The sequence below is a fragment of the Rhodoligotrophos sp. CJ14 genome (assembly GCF_038811545.1).
GTDB classification, from domain to species: Bacteria; Pseudomonadota; Alphaproteobacteria; order Rhizobiales; family Im1; genus Rhodoligotrophos; species Rhodoligotrophos ferricapiens.
This window is the reverse complement of the sequence record NZ_CP133319.1, coordinates 661,094-682,915: the sequence shown is the minus strand read 5'-3', so window position 1 is coordinate 682,915 and position 21,822 is coordinate 661,094. Positions and strand designations below refer to the sequence as shown.

Below are 21,822 nucleotides of genomic sequence, written 5' to 3'. Positions count from 1 at the left end.
TAGTTTCCGCCAGGTGCATTTTCGACCGGGAGCTCGAGGTTGCCCGCCGCGCAAAACGGGGATGGACGAGGCGAGATCGCTTTCGTGCTGTTCCCCAAATTTTCGATGATTGCCCTGTTCGGCGCGGTGGAGCCGTTGCGGGTGGCCAACCGCTTCGCCGGACCCGTGTTCTCCTGGCGCTTTGTCTCCGCCGATGGCCTGCCGGTTGCCGCCTCGAACGAGATCCCCGTGACCGTGACCCACAGGCTTGCGGATATCGGCCGGCCGGACCTTGCCATGTTCTGCGCAAGCTATGAGCCGGAACATGCCTATACCCGCAGCACCGTCGCCCAGGTTAGGCGGCTCGCGCGCCAGGGTATTCCCCTTGGCGGCATGGATACGGGGCCGTTTCTGCTGGCCGAGGCTGGTGTGCTGGATGGCTATCGCGCCACTTGCCATTGGGAAAGCCTGCCCGGGTTCCGAGAGACCTATCCCGGGATCGCGGTGACGCACACGCTCTATGAGATCGACCGGGATCGCATGACCTGCTCGGGCGGTGCGGCCGCGATCGATATGATGCTCGACTATATCGGCCGGATGCACGGCCCGAGGCTTGCGATCACCGTGGCTGATCAGCTCGTGCATTTCCGGCAGCCCGCCATCGTGCCGGAAGGCCGCCTTCCAGCTCGGGTGCGCTATCAGGTCAGTGATTCTCGCTTGCTCACGGTCCTTGAAGCGATGGAGCGCCACATCGAGGATCTCGTGCCGCTGGACGAGCTTGCGGCGATGGCCGGCACATCCTTGCGCCAGATGGAACGTCTTTTCGCCGACCTGCTCGGCGAGGCGCCGAACCGCTTCTATCGCCGCTTGCGTCTGGAGCACGCGGAAAACCTGCTCACCTACTCCAGAATGAGCATCACCGATGTGGCGCTGGCCTGCGGCTTCGGCGGGATCGCGCAATTCTCCCGAGCCTTCCGGGAGGAATATGGCCATGCACCTTCGGCGCACAGACGGGTTGCCTCCAGGCCGCATTCGGGTCAATCATGACGCGGCAAACGGAGGGGTCTTCATGAAAATGACCGGTGAATATGCGCTTGCGGCTCCACGGCAGGAGGTCTGGCAGGCGCTCAACGATCCGGCTGTGCTGAAGGACTGTATTCCGGGCTGCGAGAGCATCACCAAGCTCAGCGACACGGAGATGGAAGCGGCCGCCAAGATGAAGGTGGGCCCGGTCAGCGCGCGCTTCAAAGGCAAGGTGACCTTGAGCGACCTTGATCCACCGAACAGCTATACGATCACTGGCGAGGGGTCGGGCGGCGCGGCGGGTTTTGCCAAGGGCGGGGCCAAGGTCAATCTGACCGATGGCGAGAATGGCGGGACCGTGCTGCGTTACGACGTGGAGGCGCAAGTCGGGGGTAAGCTGGCCCAGGTCGGGCAGCGCCTCGTCGACCAGACGGCCAAGAAAATGGCCGACGAGTTCTTCGCCCGCTTTGCCGACAAGGTTGGACGCGCGCCGGAGATCCCGGCCCCGGCAGCTGCCGTGGCGGAGCCCGTGGCCGTACAGCCCGCCGCTTTGTCCACGGCACCGCAGACCCCCTCCATGCCAGGACCACCGACGGATAGGGATGCGATTCAGGCCGCAGCGGCCGCCCAATCATCGGCCACTCAGGCTTCTGCCCCAAATCCCGCGGCACAGCCTTCGCCGGTCCCGGTCCTGTCACCGGAAAGCGCGGCTCGATCGGACGCCAAGAGCGCCCAGGGAATCGGCAATGTCAGCCGCTGGGTGGCGATCATTCTGCTGGTTCTTCTCGTCTTGCTGCTGGTCTATTACATCAGGAACTAGGCTCGGCACCTATTGAAGGGGTTCTCGAGGCGCTGGCGATGTGATTGTTGGCGCTCATGCTGAGCCGCGCAGCAGTTCGCCTAATGCGAGAGGCACGCACGTGACGACGGCATACGCTCCCGAGCGAAGGACCACTCGCGGGCAGAGAATTCGACTCAACACCATTGAGATGCATTACGAGGAGTACGGAGCTGGAAAGCCCTTGGTGCTCTTGCACGGCTTCGGCGGCTCTTCACAGAACTGGTATCCTTTTACCGCTGGGCTCGCAGAGCGCCGTCGATTGATCCTCGTGGATTTGCGTGGCCATGGTTACTCCACCAATCCCGAGAACAAGTTCACACATCGAGAAGCGGCGAGCGATGTGTTCCTTCTGCTTGAAAAGCTGGGGATTGGCCAGTTTTCGGCTATGGGGATGAGTTCTGGGGGGATGACGCTCCTGCACATGGCGCGGAGCCAACCTGAGCGCATAGGCTCGATGGTATTGATCAGTGCGACCACGCATTTCCCGGATCAGGCCAGGGCCATAATGCGCGCGGCGTCGTTTCGCACCATGCCCCAAGCCGTGCAAGAGATGTATCGGGAATGTGCAAAACGCGGCGATGAACAGATTCGTCAACTCATCAAACAGTTCAACGCGTTGAGCGAAGACTATGACGATGTAAATTTCACTCCACGAGATCTAGCAATCATTAGAGCGCGTACGCTCGTCGTGCACGGTGATCGCGACCGCTTTTTTCCCGTTGAAATTCCGGTAAGTCTCTATCGTTCTATACCGGATGCCGCGTTATGGATCGTTCCTGGCGGTGACCACGTGCCAATTTATGATCCCAGCGTTCCATTCACCTCAACAGTCCTTCGATTCCTTGATGGGTCAGACGCAACGCCGGATTTGACCTCCGACTGACCCAGTTCCAGGAACGACCCTTACCCGATGAATGACGGCGGGCCGGAAGACTTGCGCGGTGCAGGACCGATCTTACACGACTGTCACGCGGAAGAGGGCGCACCGCCGTTCGCCCAGATCGTCGGCGGATTGGGCTCCCGAGACGCGCGGGCGATGGTGAAGCCTTCGCCCGACTTTCGTGTCTGCCCCGTGGGTGGCGCTCGCGAGGACTATCTCACTCGTGATACCGGTAGAGTTGGTCGAGCATCTTTTCGACCTCTTCCAATGTCCGCGCGATGTCATCTAACCGACTAGGGTCCGCCTGCGCATAGTCCCGGAAGTGGCTCGCAGCAAGCGCGGCAAGGCGTACAAGCGCCCTTGCGTTCACTGTAAGGGTATACGCCTCGTCGGAGGTAACTTCCGGAACTCGTTCATTAGAGTTCAATGCTACATCCATGGAATCGTCCCTAATTCCTTCGGTTCTGGTCGGATTGTTCAGAAAAACCATTCGATATTTTTAAAAATGCCTGAAGGCTGATTCGAAAAAATTACATTATTCACTAGTCACATCCAATGGTTTGATCGGCTGACTCACCTTCGCTACGGCCCATGTGATCGAGCCGATCTAGAATTAGCTACCACTAGGCCTGGTTGAGGCAATAACGACTTCTTCGTCAGGATGAGTTATTTTGAAGAGTGATGCAGGTTGTTGCATATTCTCCACGGATAGGACCCTAGAGATTGCGGTTGGGATCGATCGAGGGCGGTCTCGTGAAACGGGTGGTCTTCGAGCCTTTTCCGATAGGCCGGGCGCGCGTTATGGAGCCCTCGAGGGTGCAGCTGAGCATGCTCGTCAACCCCATGGGAAAGCCTCCCTGCACCAGCCCACGCGATCGGCCATGAAAGTTGCGACCTTCAACGTCAACGGGATCAATGGACGCCTGTCGGTGCTGCTGCGGTGGCTCGAGGAGGCGGCGCCCGATGTCGTCTGCCTGCAGGAGCTCAAGGCTGCCGATGAGCGCTTTCCCGCCCGCGCATTGGAGGAGGCGGGCTATGGCGCCGTCTGGCACGGGCAAAAGAACTGGAACGGCGTTGCGATCCTCGCCCGCGGCCGTGAGCCGGTGCTCACCCGCCGCGGTCTGCCTGGTGATCCCGATGACCGCCATAGCCGCTATATCGAAGCGGCGGTGGCCGGCATTCTGATCGGCTGCGTCTATGCGCCGAACGGCAATCCCGCGCCCGGCCCGAAATTCGATTACAAGCTGCGCTGGCTCGAACGGCTGATCGTCCATGCCGGGGCATTGATCGCTGCGGGCGCGCCGGTCGTTCTCGCAGGCGACTTCAACGTGATCCCCACCGAGCACGACGTCTACAAGCCGGAGCGCTGGGCAAAGGATGCGCTATTCCGCCCCGAAGTGCGCACAGCCTTTGAGAGGCTGGTTCAGCAAGGCTGGAGCGATGCCTTGCGCATGTTCCATGGAGATGAGCGGATCTACACTTTCTGGGATTATTTCCGCAACGCGTGGCAGCGTGATGCCGGACTTCGCCTGGACCACCTGTTGCTCAGTCCAGATCTCGCCCGCCGTCTTCTCGCCGCAGATGTGGATCGCGAGGTTCGGGGCTGGCCGCATGCGAGTGATCATGCGCCGGTCTGGGTGGTGCTGCCCGATCATGTGCCGGCCACAATGGGCAGCGATCGCTGAGCCCCTCCGTCTCGATTGCCGGAACCGACCTCAGCCCCGGCAGGGCGGACCCGGGCGAATGGCTGAGCTTAGCGGCCCTCATAGGCGGCGTTGAGCTTGGCGATATCGATCTTCTCCATCTGCATCATGGTCTGCATGACGCGGGTTGCGCGCTCAGGATCAGGATCCTGGAGCATGCGCGGAAGATCGGTGTAATTGACCTGCCAGGTGAGCCCGAACCGATCGGTGATCCACCCGCATTGGTGCGGCTGGCCGCCCGGCATGAGCCTGTCCCAGAAATGATCGATCTCGGCTTGGCTCTCGCAGTGAATGAAGAACGAAACGGCGCCGGTGAACTGAAAATGCGGTCCGCCATTGATCGCGGCAAACGGCTGGCCCGCAAGCTCAAAGCCGATCGCCATCACTTTGCCCTTGGGGCCCGGTCCTGTATCGCCGTAGCGCGTGACGTTGATGATGCGGGAATTATCGAAGAGCGAAACGTAGAACGCGACCGCGTCCTCGGCATTGTCGTCGAACCAGAGATGCGGGGTGATCTTCTGGGTAATCATCAGGCGTTCTCCTTTTCTGCCGGCTCATTGAAACTCATCGTGAGATAGCGCCGCAGGTGATCGAGGCAGTCCGCGGCAACCGCCGGATCTTGCTTGGCCTTGGCAAGCACGAAGGCGCCTTGAATGACTGCTTGAATGAAGAGGGCAAGGCTTCTGCTTTTCCACGGCGCATCCGGTGCGTGGGCAGCCTTTGCCGCCGCGATATCGGGCATCAGCGTTGCGGCATGCTCGTCGATATGCCGGCCGCAGGCCTCTGCGATCTGCGGCTGAGCACTGTAGGTTTCCTGCGCCATGGTGCCGAGAAGGCAGGTGAAGGCTGCAAGATCGCCCTGCATCAAACTCCGGCGGAAATCCACATAGCCGATCAGGCGGTCGAGCGGGTCGGCGGCAGCTCGATGCGCGGCATGACCGAACAGCTCTTCCGCACGCTCTGCGAACCGCTGCGCTGCGGCCAGCGCAGCCTCCTCCTTGCTGCGGAAATGGTGAAAGAAGCTGCCTTTGCTGACCCCTGCCTCTTGGCAAATATCCTCAACACGCGTGGCGTGATAGCCCTTGCGCCGGATGACGCCCATCGCGGCATCGAGAAGCTTCGCCTTCGAATCGGGGAGGGATAATGGGCTCATAGGTCCATACCGACTGGTTGGTCTTGACCATACCAACTGGTCGGTATGTATGCAAGTGAAAGCCGATCTGGGGCTGGAACTGCAAGCTGAACGGAAAGAGAGTGATCTGGGCTACCAATCCGGGCGCTGGACGGAAAATTCCCAGGAGAAGCCCACTTACGAGCTTTTCCTGGGCAACCAGGTGAAGATCATCACCACCTCAGGAGGTCTGGAAGGCCGGCGCTGGGCCGGCCCCGCGTTGCGTCAGCCCAGATGGACCCAGACCGATTTTGTCTGGGTGTGGTGCAACATGGTCTCGAAGCACTTGTCGCGGCCATTGCCGGATTGCTTGAAGCCACCCCAGGGCTGGGTCATATCGCCATGGTCGAAGCAATTGACCCAGACAACGCCTGCATCGATGTCGCGCGCCGCCTTATGGGCGGTCGAGATGTCCTTGGTCCAGATGCTGGCGGCAAGCCCATAGATGCTGTCATTGGCAATCTCTATCGCCTCTTCGAGGGTGCGGAAGGGCATCACCGCGGCCACAGGGCCGAAGATCTCCTCGCGGGCGATCGTCATCTCGTTCTTGACGCCCGTGAAGAGTGTGGGAGCAACGTAAGCGCCTTGCTCGAGCTTCTCGGGCACGGCGCCGCCAAATTCGAGCTTTGCACCTTCCTGCTTGCCCTTCTCGATATAGCCGAGCACCCGCTGCTGCTGCTCGCGCGTGACGAGAGGTCCCATTGTGGTCGCAGGATCGAGCGGATCGCCGGGCAGGAACGCGGTCTTGCTCTTTTCGATGAAGCGCTGGATGAACTCGTCATGGAGCTTCTGGTCCACCAGCAGCCGTGAGCCCGCATTGCAGACCTCGCCCTGGTTGCCGTAGATGCCGTTGACCGCGTAACTCACCGCACGATCGAGATCCGGCGCATCCGCCATGATGATCTGCGGGGTCTTGCCACCGCATTCGGTGGTGACCCGCTTCATGTTCGACTGGCCGGCATAGACCAGCACGAGCTTGCCGACCTCGACGGAGCCGGTGAAGGCGATCTTGTCCACATCCATATGCAGGGCAAGCGCCTTGCCTGCCTCATGACCGAGGCCCTGCACCACATTGAACACGCCGGCCGGGCCGCCCGCTTCGATGAACAGTTTCGCCATGAGCGAGGCGCTGTGGGGTGATTGCTCGGCGGGCTTTAGGACCACGGTATTGCCCGCGGCGAGTGCCGGCGCAACCTTCCAGGCCGCCATCATCAAGGGATAGTTCCAGGGCGTGATGCAGGCCACGACACCGAGCGGCTGGCGCAAGATATATTGGAATTCGCTTGCGGCCGTGTTGGTCACCTGGCCGTCTATCTTGTCGATGGTCTCTGCGAAATATTGGAAGGTCAGGGCAGAGCCCGGCACGTCGGAATTGATCATGTCCATGATCGGCTTGCCCATGTCGAGCGTGTCGAGCAGGGCAAATTCCATGGCGTGTTCATTGATCAGTTTGGCATAGCGGTAGAGCACATTCATCCGATCACGCGGAGCCATGCGCGACCATACTCCGCTCTTGAACGCCTTGCGAGCGGCGGCCACCGCTGCATTAACGTCTTCGCCGTCGCTGCGCGAGACTGTCGCCATCACCTCGCCGCTGGCCGGATTGATCTTCTCAAAGGTCTTGCCGCTTTTCGCCGGCACGAATTCGCCATTGATGAAGTTGCGACCTTCAAAGCTGATCTTGCGCGCTTGTTCGACCCAGCCGTTGCGATCGAGCTTCTTGATGTCTTCCATGAGCATGATGTTCTCGCCTCCCATCCGGTTCTGCCGGGATTGTGAGACTATCTTGGCGAAGGGCCCAGCGCCTGTCCAGTCGCCGAAATCGAGCCAAATTCCACGCAAATGGGGTTTCATTCAGATGAGCCTGAACTAGGATGGAGCAGGGCATCATCGGCCGCGGAACCGGAAGGGGCTGCCGCGGGTTCAGGGCGCAATGAAACTCCAATCGATAAACTCTACTCGGTCTGAAACGGAACGCCTCATCCTGGCGCGCGACGTTGCGGGTTGGGCGCTGTTCCTTGATCTCGACGGCACCTTGTTCGAGCTTGCGCCACGTCCGGAGGATGTGAAGAACGATCCGGCGCTTTCCTCTGTGCTTGCACGGCTTGTCCAAAGATTTGAGGGCGCCGTGGCCGTGGTGAGCGGCCGCACCATTGAGAGTATCGACAATCTCTTGTCGCCGTGCCGTCTGCCGGCGGCAGGATTGCACGGATTGGAGCGACGCAGCTTCAACGGGGAGATCCATCAAGTGCCGATCGCTCTCGATGCGATCGCTGCGGTGCGAGAGGGGTTGCGCTGCTTTGCTGCGCAGCATCCAGGGCTTCTCCTGGAAGACAAGGGCAAGGCGCTCGCCATGCATTACCGCCTGGCACCACATCTCGGCCTCGAGGTGCTGGAGGTGGTCAAGGCAGCGGTGATGCCGCATCACCATGCGCTTGGCCTGCAACCGGGAAAAATGGTGGTGGAGGTCAAGCCACGCGGTGCGAGCAAGGGGACAGCCATCTCCGAATTCCTCAGGGAAGGGCCCTTCGCGGGGCGTCGTCCCGTGGTGGCGGGTGATGATGTCACTGACGAGGATGCTTTTGCACTCGCCCGCAGCTTTGGCGGCACCGCGATCCGTGTTGGCGGCCCGCAGCGCACGCTCGCCGATGAGCGTCTGCCGGACGTCCCCTCGTTCCGCCGCTGGCTCGAAAGCCTTATCTGAAGCCATTGGCGAGGTCCATAGACCAACCGGGACAGGCCAATCTCACCAGGAGATCCGCCTGACGCAGCAAACCGGCCGGGCATATCCCCGGCCATCGCTGCTCCGTCTACGGGGCCACGGCAATCACGCCGGACGGCTTCAGGTGCGGGATCGGAATTTCCTGAGGGCGGTTGATCAGGCTGCGCAGGAAATTGTCCCGCCAGGTCTCGAGATCATTCTCCTTCAGCCGCTGCATCAAGGCCTGGTGCCGTTCAATCCGTTCCCCTAAGGGCATGTCGAGCGCCTGGCGAATGGCGGCCGAGGCTGCGATCGGGTCATGCGGATTGACCAGCAGGGCTGCATCCAGCTCCTTCGCGGCGCCGGCCATGGAGGAGAGGACGAGCACGCCCGGATTGCGCGGATCCTGGCAGGCGACATATTCCTTCGCGACCAGATTCATGCCGTCACGCAGCGGTGTCACCAGGCCGACATTGGCGGCGCGATAAAATCCGAACAGGGTCGATTGCGCGAATGATTTGCGCAAATAGGTGATTGGCACGCTGTCAAAGCCGGCATATTGGCCATTGAGGCGGCCGATGGCTTCCTCCACGGCTTTTCGGAGCCGGCGATAGGCCGGCACCTGATCGCGCGAGGGCGGCGCGATCTGAAGGAAGCTCACATCATTCAGCCGCTCGGGGAAGCGCTTGAGGAAATACTCGATCGCGGCAATGCGCTGCGGAATGCCCTTGGTATAGTCGAGACGGTCGACGCTGATCACCAAGGCGCGGCCATCCAGGCTTTTGAGCAGATTTTGTGACGCCAATGAGCCAACGGTGCGCGCGGCATCCGCGGCGATGCGGTCGCCATCGATGCTGATGGGAAAAGCCGAGATGCGCATGCGGCCCCGCGCGGATCGGCACTCCTCACCCACGACCGTGAGATGGAGCGTGCGCCTCAGGAATTCCCGCATGCATTGGGCGTCATCATCGGTCTGTGTGCCGACGATATCGTAGGCGGCCAGCGCCTCAGCAATCCTGGCATGAACGGGAAGCGCTGACATCACCTGCCAGGGCGGGAAGGGAGTATGGAGGAAAAAGCCGATTCGGTGGTGCGCGCCCATGGCGCGGAGATAGCTGCCCAGCGGAAACAGATGGTAGTCGTGCACCCAGATTACGTCATCTGGGCGCAGCAGCCGCATCAATGCGGCGGCGAAACGCTCATTGACCTGCTGATAGGCCTCGTGTTCGGCGTGATGAAAATCCATGAGATCGGCGCGGTAGTGGAGGAGGGGCCACAAGGCGCCATTGGAGAAACCTGTATAGAATTTGTGAAAGGCGTCCCGCTCCAGATCCACCGTCGCCCGCGTGACGGCGCCATATTGCTCCCTTTTCGGCGGTGACGGCTCGCCGTCCACCACCTCGCCGCTCCAACCGAACCAGATGCCTCCCTGGTCCTCCAGTGCAGATTTCAGCGCGGTCGCCAGTCCCCCTGTATTTGCCTCATCCTGACCAAAGTGTGCAACCCGGTTGGAAACGACGATAAGACGAGGCATCTGTTAAATTCCATTCGTTCTTAGCCTAGTTACGGGACAGTTGACGCTTCAACGCCTTTTGCCGGCTACAGGTTCCCTACTCCTTAAAATGTTCGCCAATCAGCAGCTCTTGTGCAGAGCAGCGTAAAGGATGACTTGCGAGATCGCAAGGGGAGCCTCGGAATGCTCTCAGCGCAGCGTCCGAAGAACCGAGAAAATTCACGTGCATATGAACAAATATGCACGTAGCGGTTGCCATGGCACCCTCATTCGAGTAACTCTGTTCGATGTAACGATCGGCGGCGTGATTGGTTGCCGACTGGCTCGAATAACCGGCAGGGCCAGCCAGCTCAGGTCGTTCAATGAGCAGGTTCTTTGGCCCTACCTCCCCGTAGAGCCAAAGAGGGTCGGGTGCTGCGCTCTCTCTCTCTCCCCACTGGCGGCTGATTGTGTTCGCAGCGCCCCTCAAGCACAGCATCCGACCCGACAAGGCCTCAAGAAATCGCCGCCGTTCCAGCAATGGTGCTTGCGTTTGGAACAAAATAGATACAAAATAAGAACAATTGTCCGACGCCATCGACGCGTTGCGCAGTAGAGACGCATGTGGAATAAGGGGCATTCATTGTCGAAACCAGAATTACGCGTGATCGAGAGCGGGTCGATGGACAAACAGAAGGCGCTCGAAGCAGCGCTCGGGCAAATCGAGCGGCATTTCGGCAAGGGCTCCGTCATGAAGCTCGGCCAAGGCGACAAAGCGGTCGAGACGGAGGTCGTCTCCACCGGCTCGCTCGGCCTCGATATCGCGCTGGGAATCGGAGGGCTCCCGCGGGGGCGGGTGGTCGAGATCTTCGGTCCGGAATCGTCGGGCAAAACCACCCTTGCTCTCCATACGGTTGCAGAAGCGCAAAAGCGCGGCGGAATTTGTGCCTTCGTCGATGCAGAGCACGCGCTCGACCCGGTCTATGCGCGCAAGCTAGGCGTCAATCTCGATGAATTGCTGATTTCGCAACCCGACACCGGGGAGCAAGCGCTCGAGATCGCAGATACTCTGGTGCGTTCCGGTGCGATCGAGGTTCTGGTGATCGACTCCGTCGCGGCGCTCACCCCGAAGGCGGAGCTTGACGGCGAGATGGGTGAGAGCCTGCCGGGGCTCCAGGCCCGGTTGATGAGCCAGGCCTTGCGCAAGCTCACCGGATCGATCTCCAAGTCGAATTGCATGGTCATCTTCATCAATCAGATCCGGATGAAGATCGGTGTCATGTTCGGAAATCCTGAGACGACAACGGGCGGCAATGCCTTAAAGTTCTATGCCTCTGTCCGCCTTGATATCCGCCGGATCGGGGCCATCAAGGATCGTGACAACGTGGTGGGCAATCAGACCCGGGTGAAGGTGGTGAAGAACAAAATGGCGCCGCCCTTCAAGCAGGTCGAGTTTGACATCATGTATGGGGAAGGCATCTCCAAGACAGGCGAGTTGCTGGATCTCGGGGTGACTGCGGGCATCGTCGAAAAATCAGGCTCCTGGTTCTCCTATAATTCCGAGCGGATCGGCCAGGGGCGAGAGAATGCCAAGAATTTCCTCAGAGCCAATCCCGATATTGCCAATCAGATCGAGCATGCGATCCGCAGCAATGCGGGGCTCGTGGCGAGTTCCCTGCTGCGCGGTGACATAGACGAAGCCGCAGCCGAAGCTGAATGATCCTCGGGGTCATTCAGCCCCTTGGTGCATCTTGGGGGGATCGTGATGCCCGGCTTGAGTCGGACATCCAGAGTGATCGCGCCAGGTGTCTCTAAGCACTGGATCACCGGGTCAAAGCCCGATGATGGAGGGGGGAGACGTCGCGTGCTCGCCTTTGCCATCGGGCCTCGGGCAACGAAGTGGAGCTCGACGATGATTGAGGCAGCTAGACTAGCTGTGGAACCTCAACAGGTTGTCCTCGGTTAGACCTAGTCTGCTGATGGGTGTCCTGGTCCTCCAACAAAACGCTGAAGCTTCGATATCTCCAGCTTCTTCGGTCAGGACCGGATGGGCAATATATTGAAAGCTCACAGCCAGATTGAAAGCTCACAGCTAGCTCTCATTCTTGCGGCGCAGGCACTGGACGGTCTCGAGAGCGGCGCGCCAGCCTGCCATGGGGTCTGCTTCCATCAGCGTCTCGAGGCCTGCCTTGGTATAGGTGCCCTCCGTTGCAATCAGATCGGAGAATTCCTTGAGGCTGCGGCCGGGGATCTCCATGGCATAGTTGATCGTGCCGCGCAGATTGCCGAGCACGAGAAGGCGCGCCTGCTCCTCGCTGATGCCATAGGCCATGAAGGCGTCGACCAGCTCATCGCAGAACCGGTAGGTCCAGCCGGAGAGGCAGGCACCGAGCAAGGCGGTGCCGAACTGCTCCTCCGTATCGAAACTGACGACGGTGCCGGCGGGCGCGAAGAGCTGCTCGACGGCCGCATTGGCGGGATAGATCGGGAAGAGGCCGAGGCCCGTCTCCACAAAGGCCGCCGGCATGATGCGGACGATGGTTTCCGTGCCCGGCATCAGCGCGTTGAGCTTGGCAAGGGAGACGCCGGCCACGGCGGACATCACGGTCTGCTCGGGGCGAAAGGTCAGGCCTGCGAGTGCCGCCTCCACATCCTTGGGGCGGACCGCGATAAGCATCATATCGGCGTTGGCGATGACGGCGGCGTTATCGGGCGCGATGGTGCAGTCGAAATCGCGGGCAAGCTCGGCGGCGGTTGCGGCATTGCGCGGAGAGAGAAGAATTCTGCCGGTCATCCCGCTGCGGCGCAGCGCCTTCACCATATAGGCGGCGAAGACACCGACCCCGATGATCCCCAATGTGGCCGGTGTCATATGGAACGCACCCCCTGTATTTCCTCACGCGCCAGGGCATATAAGCGGCTGATGATCGAACCTGTCGAGAAAAACCAGCCAGCCGCACGCCGGACCGTGGAGATCAAGAGCATGGGCCGGCGTGGAGAGGGCATTGCCTCCGGCGATGGCGGCCCGCTTTTTGTGCCCTTCACCTTGCCGGGGGAGAGCGTCCTCATCGAAAGGGAGGGCGAGCGTGGCCGGCTCGTCTCGATCATCGAGCCGAGCCTGGAGCGGATCGAGCCATTTTGTACACATCATGGGCGTTGCGGTGGCTGCGCGGTTCAGCACTGGTCCTATGAGGCATATTCCCGATGGAAACGCGGGCTCGTCGAGCAGGCGCTGCGCAACCGGAAGATTGCCGCCGAAGTCGAGCCGCTGGTTGACGCGGGGGGTGACGGACGGCGGCGGGTCATGCTGCATATCCGCTATCACAAAGGCAGGGCGCAGGCGGGCTTCATGGAGCCGCGCAGCCATCGGCTGATCGATCTCGATCAATGCCCGATCCTGGTCCCGGCGCTCGCGGACGCCGCCGAGATCGGACGGGCGATCGGCCAAGTTTTTGCGGGTGTCGCGCGCACGCTCGATGTTCAGCTGACGGCAACGGATCGAGGACTTGATTGCCATGTGAGGGGGCTTAAGGATCTCAGTCTGGATCATCGTATGGATCTGGCGCAGCTGGCCGAGCGCTTCGATCTTGCGCGCATCACCTTTGGGCGTGAGCTGGTCGCGGAGCGGCGGGCGCCGGTGATCGCGATGGGGCCTGCGCTGGTGAAGATACCGCCGGGCGGCTTTCTGCAGGCCACGGCTCAAGGCGAGGCGATCATCAGCAATTGCGTTGCGGAGATGGTGGGAGATGCCGCAGCGATCGGTGATCTTTTCTGCGGGGTCGGTCCCTTCACTCTCAGGCTTGCAACGCGGGCTAAGGTGCACGCCGTGGACGCGGACGGGCCGGGTATCGAAAGTTTGACCAAAGCGGCGCGTCAGGCGCAGGGCCTCAAGCAGATTACGACCGAGTGCCGTGATCTCTTCAAGCGGCCGCTTCTCGCGGATGAGCTTGCGCGCTTCGATGCGCTGGTCTTCGACCCGCCGCGGGCGGGCGCGGAGGCCCAGGCTCGCCTGCTCGCCGCCGCAAGCGTTCCCACGATCGTTGCCGTTTCGTGCGACCCTGCAACCTTCGCCCGCGATGCCGCCATTCTCATCGAAGGCGGATATGTGCTCACACGGGTGGTTCCGGTTGATCAGTTCAAGTGGTCGGGCCATGTGGAGACCATTGCCTCGTTCGAGAGAAGGGGCTGAGGCATGAGATGATCGCCATGACAGGAATGTGATCTCGCAGCGGGTGGATTCCTGCGAGGCCCGCGCATTTTATGGATCAAATGCGCCACAGGGAGCCGATCACATGATGCGAGATGCGATGCATTGGTTCAAATCTGCGGCGGCAGCGATCGCTATATCGGCCGTCTTCGCCGGGGTCATGCTCTGTGAGGCCAAGGCAGAGCCGGGCGAGGTCGTGGCGCGCCTTGATGGTGCAGAGGTGACCGTCTTCGCCGAAGGGCTCGAGCATCCCTGGGGCATGGTCTTTCTCGATGATGGCCGCGCATTGGTGACGGAGCGGCCCGGACGGCTGCGGATCGTCTCCCGCGATGGTCGCCTTTCCCGGCCATTGAGCGGTGTCCCCAAGGTTGACGCGCGTGATCAGGGCGGGCTGCTCGATGTGGCGCTCGACCCGACTTTTGCAGAGAATCGGCTCGTCTATCTCTCCTATGCGGAGCGCGGCGAGGGTGGCAATGGCACGGCCGTGGCGCGGGGCCGGCTTGATGGTGACGGGCTGGTCGACACGACGGTGATCTTCCGGCAATTGCCGAAGAAGAACAGCACCAAGCATTTCGGCTCACGCCTGGCGTTTGCCCCGGATGGCACCTTGTTCATCACGTTGGGCGAGCGCTTCTCCTTCATGAAGGAGGCGCAGGATCTGTCGAGCCATCTCGGGAAGGTCGTCCGCATCAATCCAGACGGCTCGGTGCCGCGGGATAATCCCTTCGTGGGGCGAGAGCGTGCGCGGCCCGAGATCTGGTCCTATGGACACCGCAATACGCAGTCGGCCCAGATCAGGCCGGATGATGGCACGCTGTGGATCATCGAGCATGGCGCGCGGGGCGGAGACGAGATCAACAAGCCGGAAGCCGGCAAGAATTATGGCTGGCCTGTGATCTCCTATGGCCGCCACTATGACGGCTCGAAAATCGGCGAGGGGACCTCGAAGCGCGGGATGGAGCAGCCCTTGCACTATTGGGACCCATCGATCGCACCCTCGGGCATGCTGTTCTATACGGGTGATGCGTTCCCGAACTGGAAGGGCAGCCTGTTCGTGGGCGCGCTCAAGAGCCGCGAGCTGGTTCGGCTGACCCTCCAGGGCGAGACGGTGACAGGGCAGGATGATCTGCTCGAGGACCTGGGACGGCGGATCCGGGATGTGCGCCAGGGGCCGGATGGTCATATTTATCTGCTCACGGACGAGGATGAGGGGCTGATCCTCAGGATCTCGCCAAAGGGCTGACAAGCGGATATAACCCGGTTACCTCGTTCCAATCTGGACTCTTGCAGCAGTGAGCATGACGGAGAACACCCCCTTCTGGTTCACCGTCGGGCTCGTGGTCTGCCTGATCTTGCTGCACCGCATCGCTCTGGTTGTCCTCGCCATCGGGCAGAATCGCATGCCCTGGCTGGTGGAAGCCGGCAAAGGGTGGCGTGGCTATCGCTGGCTTCGGCGGTCAGGTGCCAGTCTTGCCGAGCGTTATCCGCGCGGCGCCGACTTCATCGCGCGCCGGGTGAGCCTCACCCGGTTCTCCGGCCTGCCGCTGAGCCTCATGGCCGTCGCAGCAGCCTATGTGCTGATCCTCGCGGGCGATCTCATTCAGGAGCTCATCCAGGCTGAGGACCTCATCGATATCGACCGGCAGGTGAACCAATCGCTGACCGTGCTGCGCGGTCCGCCCGTGCTGGGCATGTTCATCTTCCTCACCTTCTACGGGACCGTGCCTTTCATGATCGGCGCGACGATCCTGTCGAGCGTTCTCCTCATCTCCCTGCGCCGCGGGCTTTATGTGGTTCCCTTCTGGCTTACGGTCGGCTGTGCCACGGCGCTCACCTGGGCTGGCAAATATGCGCTCGCCCGGCCGCGCCCGGACGTCTCCACGACGGTGATTGAGGCCTCGCCTTCCTTCCCCAGCGGACATGCCACGGCTGCCATGGCGACCTATGGCTTTCTTGCCTATGTGTGCAGCCGGGAAGGCGCAACACTGCGCCTGCGCTTCGAGGTGGTGTTCTGGGGGATCGTGCTGATCGCGCTCATGGGGTTCAGCCGGCTGGTGCTCGGTGTCCATTACCTTTCCGACGTGGCAATGGGCTATCTCGTGGGATTCTTCTTCCTGCTCATCGGCATCGGGCTTGCCGAATATTTGCGCGGGCGGGACAGGAGAGGCGCGCCAGGAACGGCGCGCCCGGAATAGGCCGGCGCGGGCGGCTTAGCGGTTGCAGGGCGCGCCAACAGGGCCCGCCAAGACAGCATTCGGCGCCTGACGTTAATGATTGTTCTTGTTGTCGCTGGAAACTTTTAGGCAATAGCGCCGTTTATTTCTCGGTTGAGACAAAGAACGGAGGCATCCATGCTTGGATGGGCCCTTACCTTTCTCATCATTGCGCTGATTGCCGGCGCATTGGGATTTGGCGGAATTGCCGGAACCGCGGCGTCAATTGCAAAAATTCTATTCTTTATCTTTCTCATCGCGCTCGTCGTTTCGCTCGTCATGCATCTCTTGCGACGAGCGTGACGTCTTGCGAACACTTGCAGACAGGGCCTGCCGAATCGCAGGCCCTTTTATCTTCTGCTGATGCGGTGGGGCAGCCATTCGGGATTAACGGATGCGGATATGCTGCATGACTGCTAGATTGGTTTGTGGTCCTGTCCTCACGTGTCCGTTCTCCTCATGCAATTCCTAAAGCTCAATCCGCCTTGCCTCGATGAGGCCGAGGCTGCGCGCCTTATCCGCCTGTTCCCTGTGGAAGGGGAACTCAGGCCCCTTTATAGCGAGCGCGACCAGAACTTTCTGGTGACGGGCAAGGCTGCCTCATACGTCCTGAAGATCGTGAGCTCGCAGGATGACGCGGCGAGCATAGACATGCAGCTTCAAGCGCTCGCCCATATTGCTGAAGCTGACCCGACATTGCCTGTACCGCGCCTTCAACCAGCGGGCGATGGGGACAATTCCGTTTCCTTCACCAGTGAAGCGGGCAGTGCGCATCGGGCGTTCCTGCTGTCCTACCTGCCGGGCATCATCCTCAACGAGGCACCGCTAAGCTCAGCGCTGCTCCACAATCACGGGCAGATGGTGGCAAGGCTTGGGCGGGCGCTGGCTGGCTTCTTTCATCCGGCGGCCGGGCGGCAACTTCTTTGGGATCTCCGGCAATTGCCGGAATTCGCAGCGGTCATCGAGCGGGTCGAGGACAGCACCGATCGCGCCCTGCTGGATGAGATCGTCAGCCGGTTTGCGGCGCATGTGGGGCCCCGCCTCAAAACGGTTCGGGCGCAGATCATTCACGGGGATGCCAGCGCACACAATGTGCTGGTTGATTCGACCCAGCAGCAACGGATCGCCGGTATCGTCGATTTCGGTGATCTCTATCACGGGCCGCTGGTGAGCGATCTTGCGGTTGCCATTGCGGATGTCTTGTTCAACCGGGATGGCACGCCGGCTCAGATCGCCACGATCGTCAGCGGCTATCACAGCGTGACGCCGGTCGCGCCCGAGGAGGTGGATCTTCTCTATGATTTGATTTCGGCGCGGCTGGCACTCTCCTATCTGATCGCGGTCTATCGGCGCACGGAAACTCCGGGCCGCGAGGATTATAATGCAGCACTGGCCGAGGATGGCTTGGCCTGGCTCAAGCAGCTGAAGAACATTGGCGGTGAGACCCTCACCAGGACGATCCGGGCGGGCTTGGGCCATCGTGCTGGCGGGACAGCGTCCTCCGCTGCCGGTGCCCCGGTGGATATGGACAGCCTGCGCCGCCGCCGAGACCGCGTGATGGGTCCGCGCATGCGCCTGTTCTATGAAAACCCGCTGCATATGGTGCGCGGCGAAGGGGTGTGGCTCTTTGATGCCACGGGCCGACGCTTTCTCGACGTCTACAACAATGTGCCGCATGTGGGGCATTGCCACCCGCATGTGGTGGAGGCGATCGCGCGACAGGCGGCCATCCTCAACACCAATACGCGCTATCTCGGGGAACAGGTGATCAGCCTTGCCGAACGGCTCGGAGCGACCTTGCCGGGGGACCTCAGGATCTGCGCCTTCGTCAATTCCGGGTCCGAGGCCAATGACGTCGCCTGGCGCATGGCCAAGGCTTATACCGGCAATGGCGGCGGCATCATGATGCAGGCAGCCTATCACGGCATTACGGATGCGATCGACGCGTTCTCGCCGGCCGAGCGCAGGGGCGGGCAGTGGCCCGCACATATGCGGGCGATCATGCCACCGGATGGCTATCGCGGCTCTTACCGCTACGGCGAACCCGATCTTGGGGCGCGCTATGCTGCCGATACAGACAAAGCCATAGCATCGCTGGCGGAGGCGGGGCTCAAGCCCGCGGCCTTCATGGTCGATTCGACTTTTCTCACCAATGGCGTGCTGGAAGCGCCGCAGGATTATCTTGCAACCGTCTTCGCCAAGGTTCGGGCTGCGGGCGGCTTGTGCATCGCGGATGAGGTGCAGGCAGGGTTCGGCCGGATGGGGCGGAGCATGTGGGGGCATCAGACCTATGGGGTGGTTCCCGATATCGTCACCATCGGCAAGCCGGCAGGCAACGGACATCCGCTGGGGGTCGTGATCACGCGGCCGGAGATCATGGATGCTCTTCTCGATGAGACCTCCTTCTTCTCGACTTTCGGCGGCAATAACGTTTCCGCGGCGGCGGGGCTTGCGGTGCTCGATGTGATCGAGCAGGAGCACCTGATCGAGAATTCAACTGCGGTGGGCGCCTATCTCAAGGATGGGCTCAAGGGATTGATGGCGCGGCACGAGATCATCGGTGACGTGCGCGGGCACGGGCTCGTGATCGGGGTCGAACTGGTGCGTGACCGGGCGAGCCTCGAGCCCGCGCGGGAAGAGACTGCTCGCGTGGTCAATGGCATGCGGGACCGCGGCGTGCTTATCGGCTCGGAAGGGCAGAATGGCTGCGTGCTCAAAATCAGACCCCCCATCGTGTTCGCCCGCGAACATGCCGAGATCGTGATCGAAACACTCGATCAGGTGCTCGCAAGCCTTTGATCCGCCATAGAGGAATGTTTGGAAATTGAGCCCAAGTATGTGGGCTCAGGTTGATTTGTGACGCCGGTCGAACGCGGCGCAATCTCGGAAATATTGAATAATATCATGGTTACCGCTGAAATCGCTGCTTTGCGTAAGATCTCGCTCGCTGAATTTGTCGCGTTGATTGCATCAATGATGGCGATGACCGCCCTGTCGATCGACATCATGTTGCCCGCCCTGCCGGCGATCGCGGACGCGTTCAACGTGCTCAACGACAATGACCGCCAGATGGTGGTCAGCGCCTATGTGATCGGATTCGGGCTTGCACAGCTCATACCGGGACCATTGTCGGACCGCTTCGGCCGGAAGCCGCCATTGCTGGTGTTTCTCCTGATCTATGCGGCGGCCTCGGCCCTCGTTGTCTTTGCGCCGAGCTTTCAGGCGCTGCTGATTGCGCGCTTCGTGCAGGGCATCGGCAGCGCGGCACCCCGGGTGATCGCGATCGCGGTCGTGCGCGACTGCTTCGCCGGACGGCACATGGCGCGCATCATGTCCTATGTGATGATGGTGTTCATTATCGTGCCGGTGATCGCGCCGAGCATTGGCGGTGCGATGATGGTGGCCGGTCATTGGCAGTGGATCTTCTGGCTGCTGTTCGGCGCGTCCGTCCTGCTGCTGATCTGGTCGAGCCTGCGCCTGCCGGAGACGCGCGCTCTCGAGCTGCGGCGCCCCATCTCGATCGCCTCGCTCGCGCGAGATTTCCGCACGATCGTGACGAACCGGATCACGCTGTTCTACACGATCGGATCAAGCGCCACATTCGGCTGCATGCTCGGCTATATCAACAGCGCCCAGCAGATCTTTGCGGACATCTTCCATATCGTCGAAAGCTTCCCGCTCGTATTCGGCGCGATTGCCTGCGTGCTGGCGGTGGCGTCCTTCACCAATGGCCGGCTGGTCGAGCGATTGGGCATGCGCGTGCTTGGCCATTCCGCCGTGCTGGCCTTTATTGCAATTGCCGCCATTCATCTCTGCATCGCGCTCACGGGTGTGGAGAATGTTTATGTGTTCTGCGGGATGCTCGGGGCCAATTTCCTGGCTTTCGGCTTCATCATGGGTAATTTTAACGCCATGGCGATGGAACCGGTCGGGCGCATCGGCGGCACGGCCTCGTCCTTCGTCGGCTGCGTGCAAACGCTTGGGGCGGGCGTGCTCGGCTATTTCGTGGGGCGGGCCTATGACGGCACGGTGGTGCCGATGCTCACGGGCTATGTGCTGCTTGGGCTCGTTACGCTCGGGGCGGTGCTCGTGGCCGAGCGAGGCAGGCTGTTCAGGCCGCATCACATCACGGAGCCCGCAGGGCCGGCCAAGAGGGCGAGCGCAGCGGCAATGGGTGCGAAAGCGGACAAGTGATCTTGTCCGCTGCGTACTGGACGAGTTTAACGTAACGCCTACGGGCGATGGGTGATTACCGGAGCTACCAGACCCGATACACCTGGCCCGTCTGACGGCCTTCCACGCTGCGCTGATAGGCGAGTGCGACCCGCCGCGCCGGGGCTGCTTCCATGCCGGGGAAGAAGTCACCATAGACCGGCAGTGATTCCTCGAGCACGGTTGGGTTCACCACATTGATGCGGATGCCGCGCGGCAGCTCGATGGCAGCCGCCCTGGCAAAGGCTTCGATCGCGCCATTGACCATGGCGGCCGAACTCCCTTGCGGGATCGGCTGCTCGCCAAGAATGCCGGAGGTGAGTGTGAAGGACCCGCCGCTCGACAGGTAAGGGATGCCCAGGACGACCAAATTGACCTGGCCCATCAGCTTGTCGGTGATGCCAATCCGGTAATCGGCATCGGACATGGTCTCGAGCGAGGCGAACTTCACGTGGCCCGTCGTCGCCAGCACGGCGTCCACCGTGCCCACCTCCTCGTAAAGGGCACGGATCGAAGTCGGGCTGGTCAAATCGACCTTGAATGGCGATTGAGACCGGCTGGCCTGGAGGACCTGGTGGCGTTGGGCGAGGTTCGCGACCACCGCCTTGCCGATCGTTCCGGACGCACCGACCACCAGGATCTTCATAGCTGGCCTCACCTCGCGCGAAGTGCGGTTGCTTCTATTCTATCGGCGGCAGTGTGTCCAGAATGTCAGGGAGGGCTGCCGCGTCACTTGCGCCATTGAGCACTTCCGACTGGCGGTGCTGGAGATAGGCGCTGCGCAGGGCTGCGTAGAAATCGATAGAGGTGCGCTGCAACTCCTCGAGATCATCCCGGCCAGTATCGAAGCCAATGACCATTGCGGCGCCCGTATAGGCCCAGCCTTCAGTGGTCGTATCATCGATGCCACCGAACAACCAGAATAGCGGATCGGTGATGATATCGACCGCAGAGCCCACGCCGTCACGGAAGGTCGTCGGCCCCAGAATCGGCAGGACCAGATAGGGACCGTTCTTCACACCCCAGACACCAAGGGTCTGGCCGAAATCCTCGGAGTGCCGATGAATGCCGTTCGCGGCCGCCACGTCCAGAAGCCCGCCGACGCCAACGGTGGAGTTGATGATGAAGCGAAGCAGGGTGCGGCCGGCCCGTTGCGGCTGACCCTGCAAGATATCATTGACGAAGATGATCGGGCTGCGGGAGTTCGCATAGGCATTGGCCAGCCCGGTGCGCACAGGTGCAGGGAAGATGGTCCGGTAGACGGTGTTGACGGGCCGAAAGATGACCTTCTCGATGGCCAGATTGACCTGCAAGGACGCCCGGTTGACCGGCTCGAACGGATCCGGAGCCTGGGTTACGTCACCCGCCGGGCTCACTACGGCACGCGTCGAAGCACAGCC

Annotated in this window: 18 protein-coding genes and 1 pseudogene; 12 read left to right on the top strand and 7 right to left on the bottom strand. The window is 61.4% G+C overall.

Annotated features, from left to right (window positions below):
* The first annotated feature begins 39 nt into the window (after positions 1 to 39).
* From RCF49_RS03080 to xth, 4 genes and pseudogenes are all read left to right on the top strand, one after another.
* Entirely contained in the window at positions 40 to 1,026 is a 987-nt protein-coding gene (locus RCF49_RS03080; RefSeq protein WP_342642582.1) for a GlxA family transcriptional regulator, read from the top strand.
* A 22-nt stretch (positions 1,027 to 1,048) separates the two neighbouring features.
* Positions 1,049 to 1,483, top strand: a pseudogene (locus tag RCF49_RS03075) (SRPBCC family protein); the annotation flags it as partial.
* Between the two features lie 544 nt (positions 1,484 to 2,027).
* Positions 2,028 to 2,726: an alpha/beta fold hydrolase gene (locus RCF49_RS03070; protein WP_342644109.1), complete on the top strand. Its 699-nt coding sequence runs from the start codon at positions 2,028 to 2,030 to the stop codon at positions 2,724 to 2,726.
* 878 nt (positions 2,727 to 3,604) lie between these two features.
* Positions 3,605 to 4,408, top strand: a complete 804-nt coding sequence (gene xth / locus RCF49_RS03065; RefSeq protein ID WP_342642581.1) for an exodeoxyribonuclease III — start codon at positions 3,605 to 3,607, stop codon at positions 4,406 to 4,408.
* Between the two features lie 68 nt (positions 4,409 to 4,476).
* Here xth and RCF49_RS03060 read toward each other — a convergent pair whose 3' ends face one another.
* The 3 genes from RCF49_RS03060 to RCF49_RS03050 all read right to left on the bottom strand — a co-directional run bounded on the left by RCF49_RS03060 (position 4,477) and on the right by RCF49_RS03050 (position 7,451).
* Complete coding sequence (locus tag RCF49_RS03060; RefSeq protein WP_342642580.1) at positions 4,477 to 4,956, bottom strand: VOC family protein; 480 nt, start codon at positions 4,954 to 4,956, stop codon at positions 4,477 to 4,479.
* Positions 4,956 to 5,579, bottom strand: a complete 624-nt coding sequence (locus RCF49_RS03055; RefSeq protein WP_342642579.1) for a TetR/AcrR family transcriptional regulator — start codon at positions 5,577 to 5,579, stop codon at positions 4,956 to 4,958. The genes RCF49_RS03060 and RCF49_RS03055 overlap by 1 nt, the downstream gene beginning before the upstream one ends.
* Before the next feature lie 243 nt (positions 5,580 to 5,822).
* The gene (locus tag RCF49_RS03050; protein ID WP_342642578.1) at positions 5,823 to 7,451 is read right to left on the bottom strand and encodes an aldehyde dehydrogenase; all 1,629 of its coding nucleotides are present in this window, start codon (positions 7,449 to 7,451) and stop codon (positions 5,823 to 5,825) included.
* Between the two features lie 79 nt (positions 7,452 to 7,530).
* Between RCF49_RS03050 and otsB the strand changes: the two genes are divergently transcribed.
* Positions 7,531 to 8,301: a trehalose-phosphatase gene (gene otsB, locus RCF49_RS03045; protein ID WP_342642577.1), complete on the top strand. Its 771-nt coding sequence runs from the start codon at positions 7,531 to 7,533 to the stop codon at positions 8,299 to 8,301.
* A 106-nt stretch (positions 8,302 to 8,407) separates the two neighbouring features.
* Here otsB and RCF49_RS03040 read toward each other — a convergent pair whose 3' ends face one another.
* The gene (locus RCF49_RS03040; RefSeq protein WP_342642576.1) at positions 8,408 to 9,832 is read right to left on the bottom strand and encodes an alpha,alpha-trehalose-phosphate synthase (UDP-forming); all 1,425 of its coding nucleotides are present in this window, start codon (positions 9,830 to 9,832) and stop codon (positions 8,408 to 8,410) included.
* Positions 9,833 to 10,472: 640 nt separating this feature from the next.
* On the opposite strand from RCF49_RS03040, the gene recA reads away from it, so the two are divergent.
* Positions 10,473 to 11,510 (top strand): recombinase RecA, encoded by a 1,038-nt coding sequence (gene recA, locus RCF49_RS03035; protein ID WP_432807364.1) that lies wholly within the window; start codon positions 10,473 to 10,475, stop codon positions 11,508 to 11,510.
* Between the two features lie 372 nt (positions 11,511 to 11,882).
* Here the strand turns inward: recA and RCF49_RS03030 are convergent, their stop codons facing one another.
* The gene (locus tag RCF49_RS03030; protein ID WP_342642574.1) at positions 11,883 to 12,662 is read right to left on the bottom strand and encodes an NAD(P)-binding domain-containing protein; all 780 of its coding nucleotides are present in this window, start codon (positions 12,660 to 12,662) and stop codon (positions 11,883 to 11,885) included.
* Between the two features lie 51 nt (positions 12,663 to 12,713).
* Between RCF49_RS03030 and RCF49_RS03025 the strand changes: the two genes are divergently transcribed.
* The 6 genes from RCF49_RS03025 (at position 12,714) to RCF49_RS03000 (ending at position 20,404) form a co-directional block, all read left to right on the top strand.
* Positions 12,714 to 13,979, top strand: coding sequence for a class I SAM-dependent RNA methyltransferase (locus RCF49_RS03025; RefSeq protein WP_342642573.1), 1,266 nt, complete (start codon positions 12,714 to 12,716; stop codon positions 13,977 to 13,979).
* A 106-nt stretch (positions 13,980 to 14,085) separates the two neighbouring features.
* The gene (locus RCF49_RS03020) at positions 14,086 to 15,240 is read left to right on the top strand and encodes a PQQ-dependent sugar dehydrogenase (RefSeq protein WP_432807386.1); all 1,155 of its coding nucleotides are present in this window, start codon (positions 14,086 to 14,088) and stop codon (positions 15,238 to 15,240) included.
* 55 nt (positions 15,241 to 15,295) lie between these two features.
* Positions 15,296 to 16,192, top strand: coding sequence for a phosphatase PAP2 family protein (locus RCF49_RS03015; RefSeq protein ID WP_342642571.1), 897 nt, complete (start codon positions 15,296 to 15,298; stop codon positions 16,190 to 16,192).
* Between the two features lie 156 nt (positions 16,193 to 16,348).
* The gene (locus tag RCF49_RS03010; protein WP_342642570.1) at positions 16,349 to 16,513 is read left to right on the top strand and encodes a DUF1328 domain-containing protein; all 165 of its coding nucleotides are present in this window, start codon (positions 16,349 to 16,351) and stop codon (positions 16,511 to 16,513) included.
* Between the two features lie 156 nt (positions 16,514 to 16,669).
* Positions 16,670 to 19,009, top strand: a complete 2,340-nt coding sequence (locus RCF49_RS03005; protein ID WP_342642569.1) for an aminotransferase class III-fold pyridoxal phosphate-dependent enzyme — start codon at positions 16,670 to 16,672, stop codon at positions 19,007 to 19,009.
* Between the two features lie 105 nt (positions 19,010 to 19,114).
* Positions 19,115 to 20,404 carry a multidrug effflux MFS transporter gene (locus RCF49_RS03000; RefSeq protein WP_342642568.1) on the top strand — a complete coding sequence of 430 codons (1,290 nt, stop codon included), beginning with the start codon at positions 19,115 to 19,117 and terminating at the stop codon, positions 20,402 to 20,404.
* Positions 20,405 to 20,468: 64 nt separating this feature from the next.
* Here the strand turns inward: RCF49_RS03000 and RCF49_RS02995 are convergent, their stop codons facing one another.
* Together RCF49_RS02995 and RCF49_RS02990 are read right to left on the bottom strand one after the other, a co-directional pair.
* Positions 20,469 to 21,068 (bottom strand): short chain dehydrogenase, encoded by a 600-nt coding sequence (locus RCF49_RS02995; RefSeq protein WP_342642567.1) that lies wholly within the window; start codon positions 21,066 to 21,068, stop codon positions 20,469 to 20,471.
* Positions 21,069 to 21,102: 34 nt separating this feature from the next.
* Entirely contained in the window at positions 21,103 to 21,798 is a 696-nt protein-coding gene (locus tag RCF49_RS02990) for an MlaA family lipoprotein (protein WP_342642566.1), read from the bottom strand.
* Positions 21,799 to 21,822: the final 24 nt, after the last annotated feature.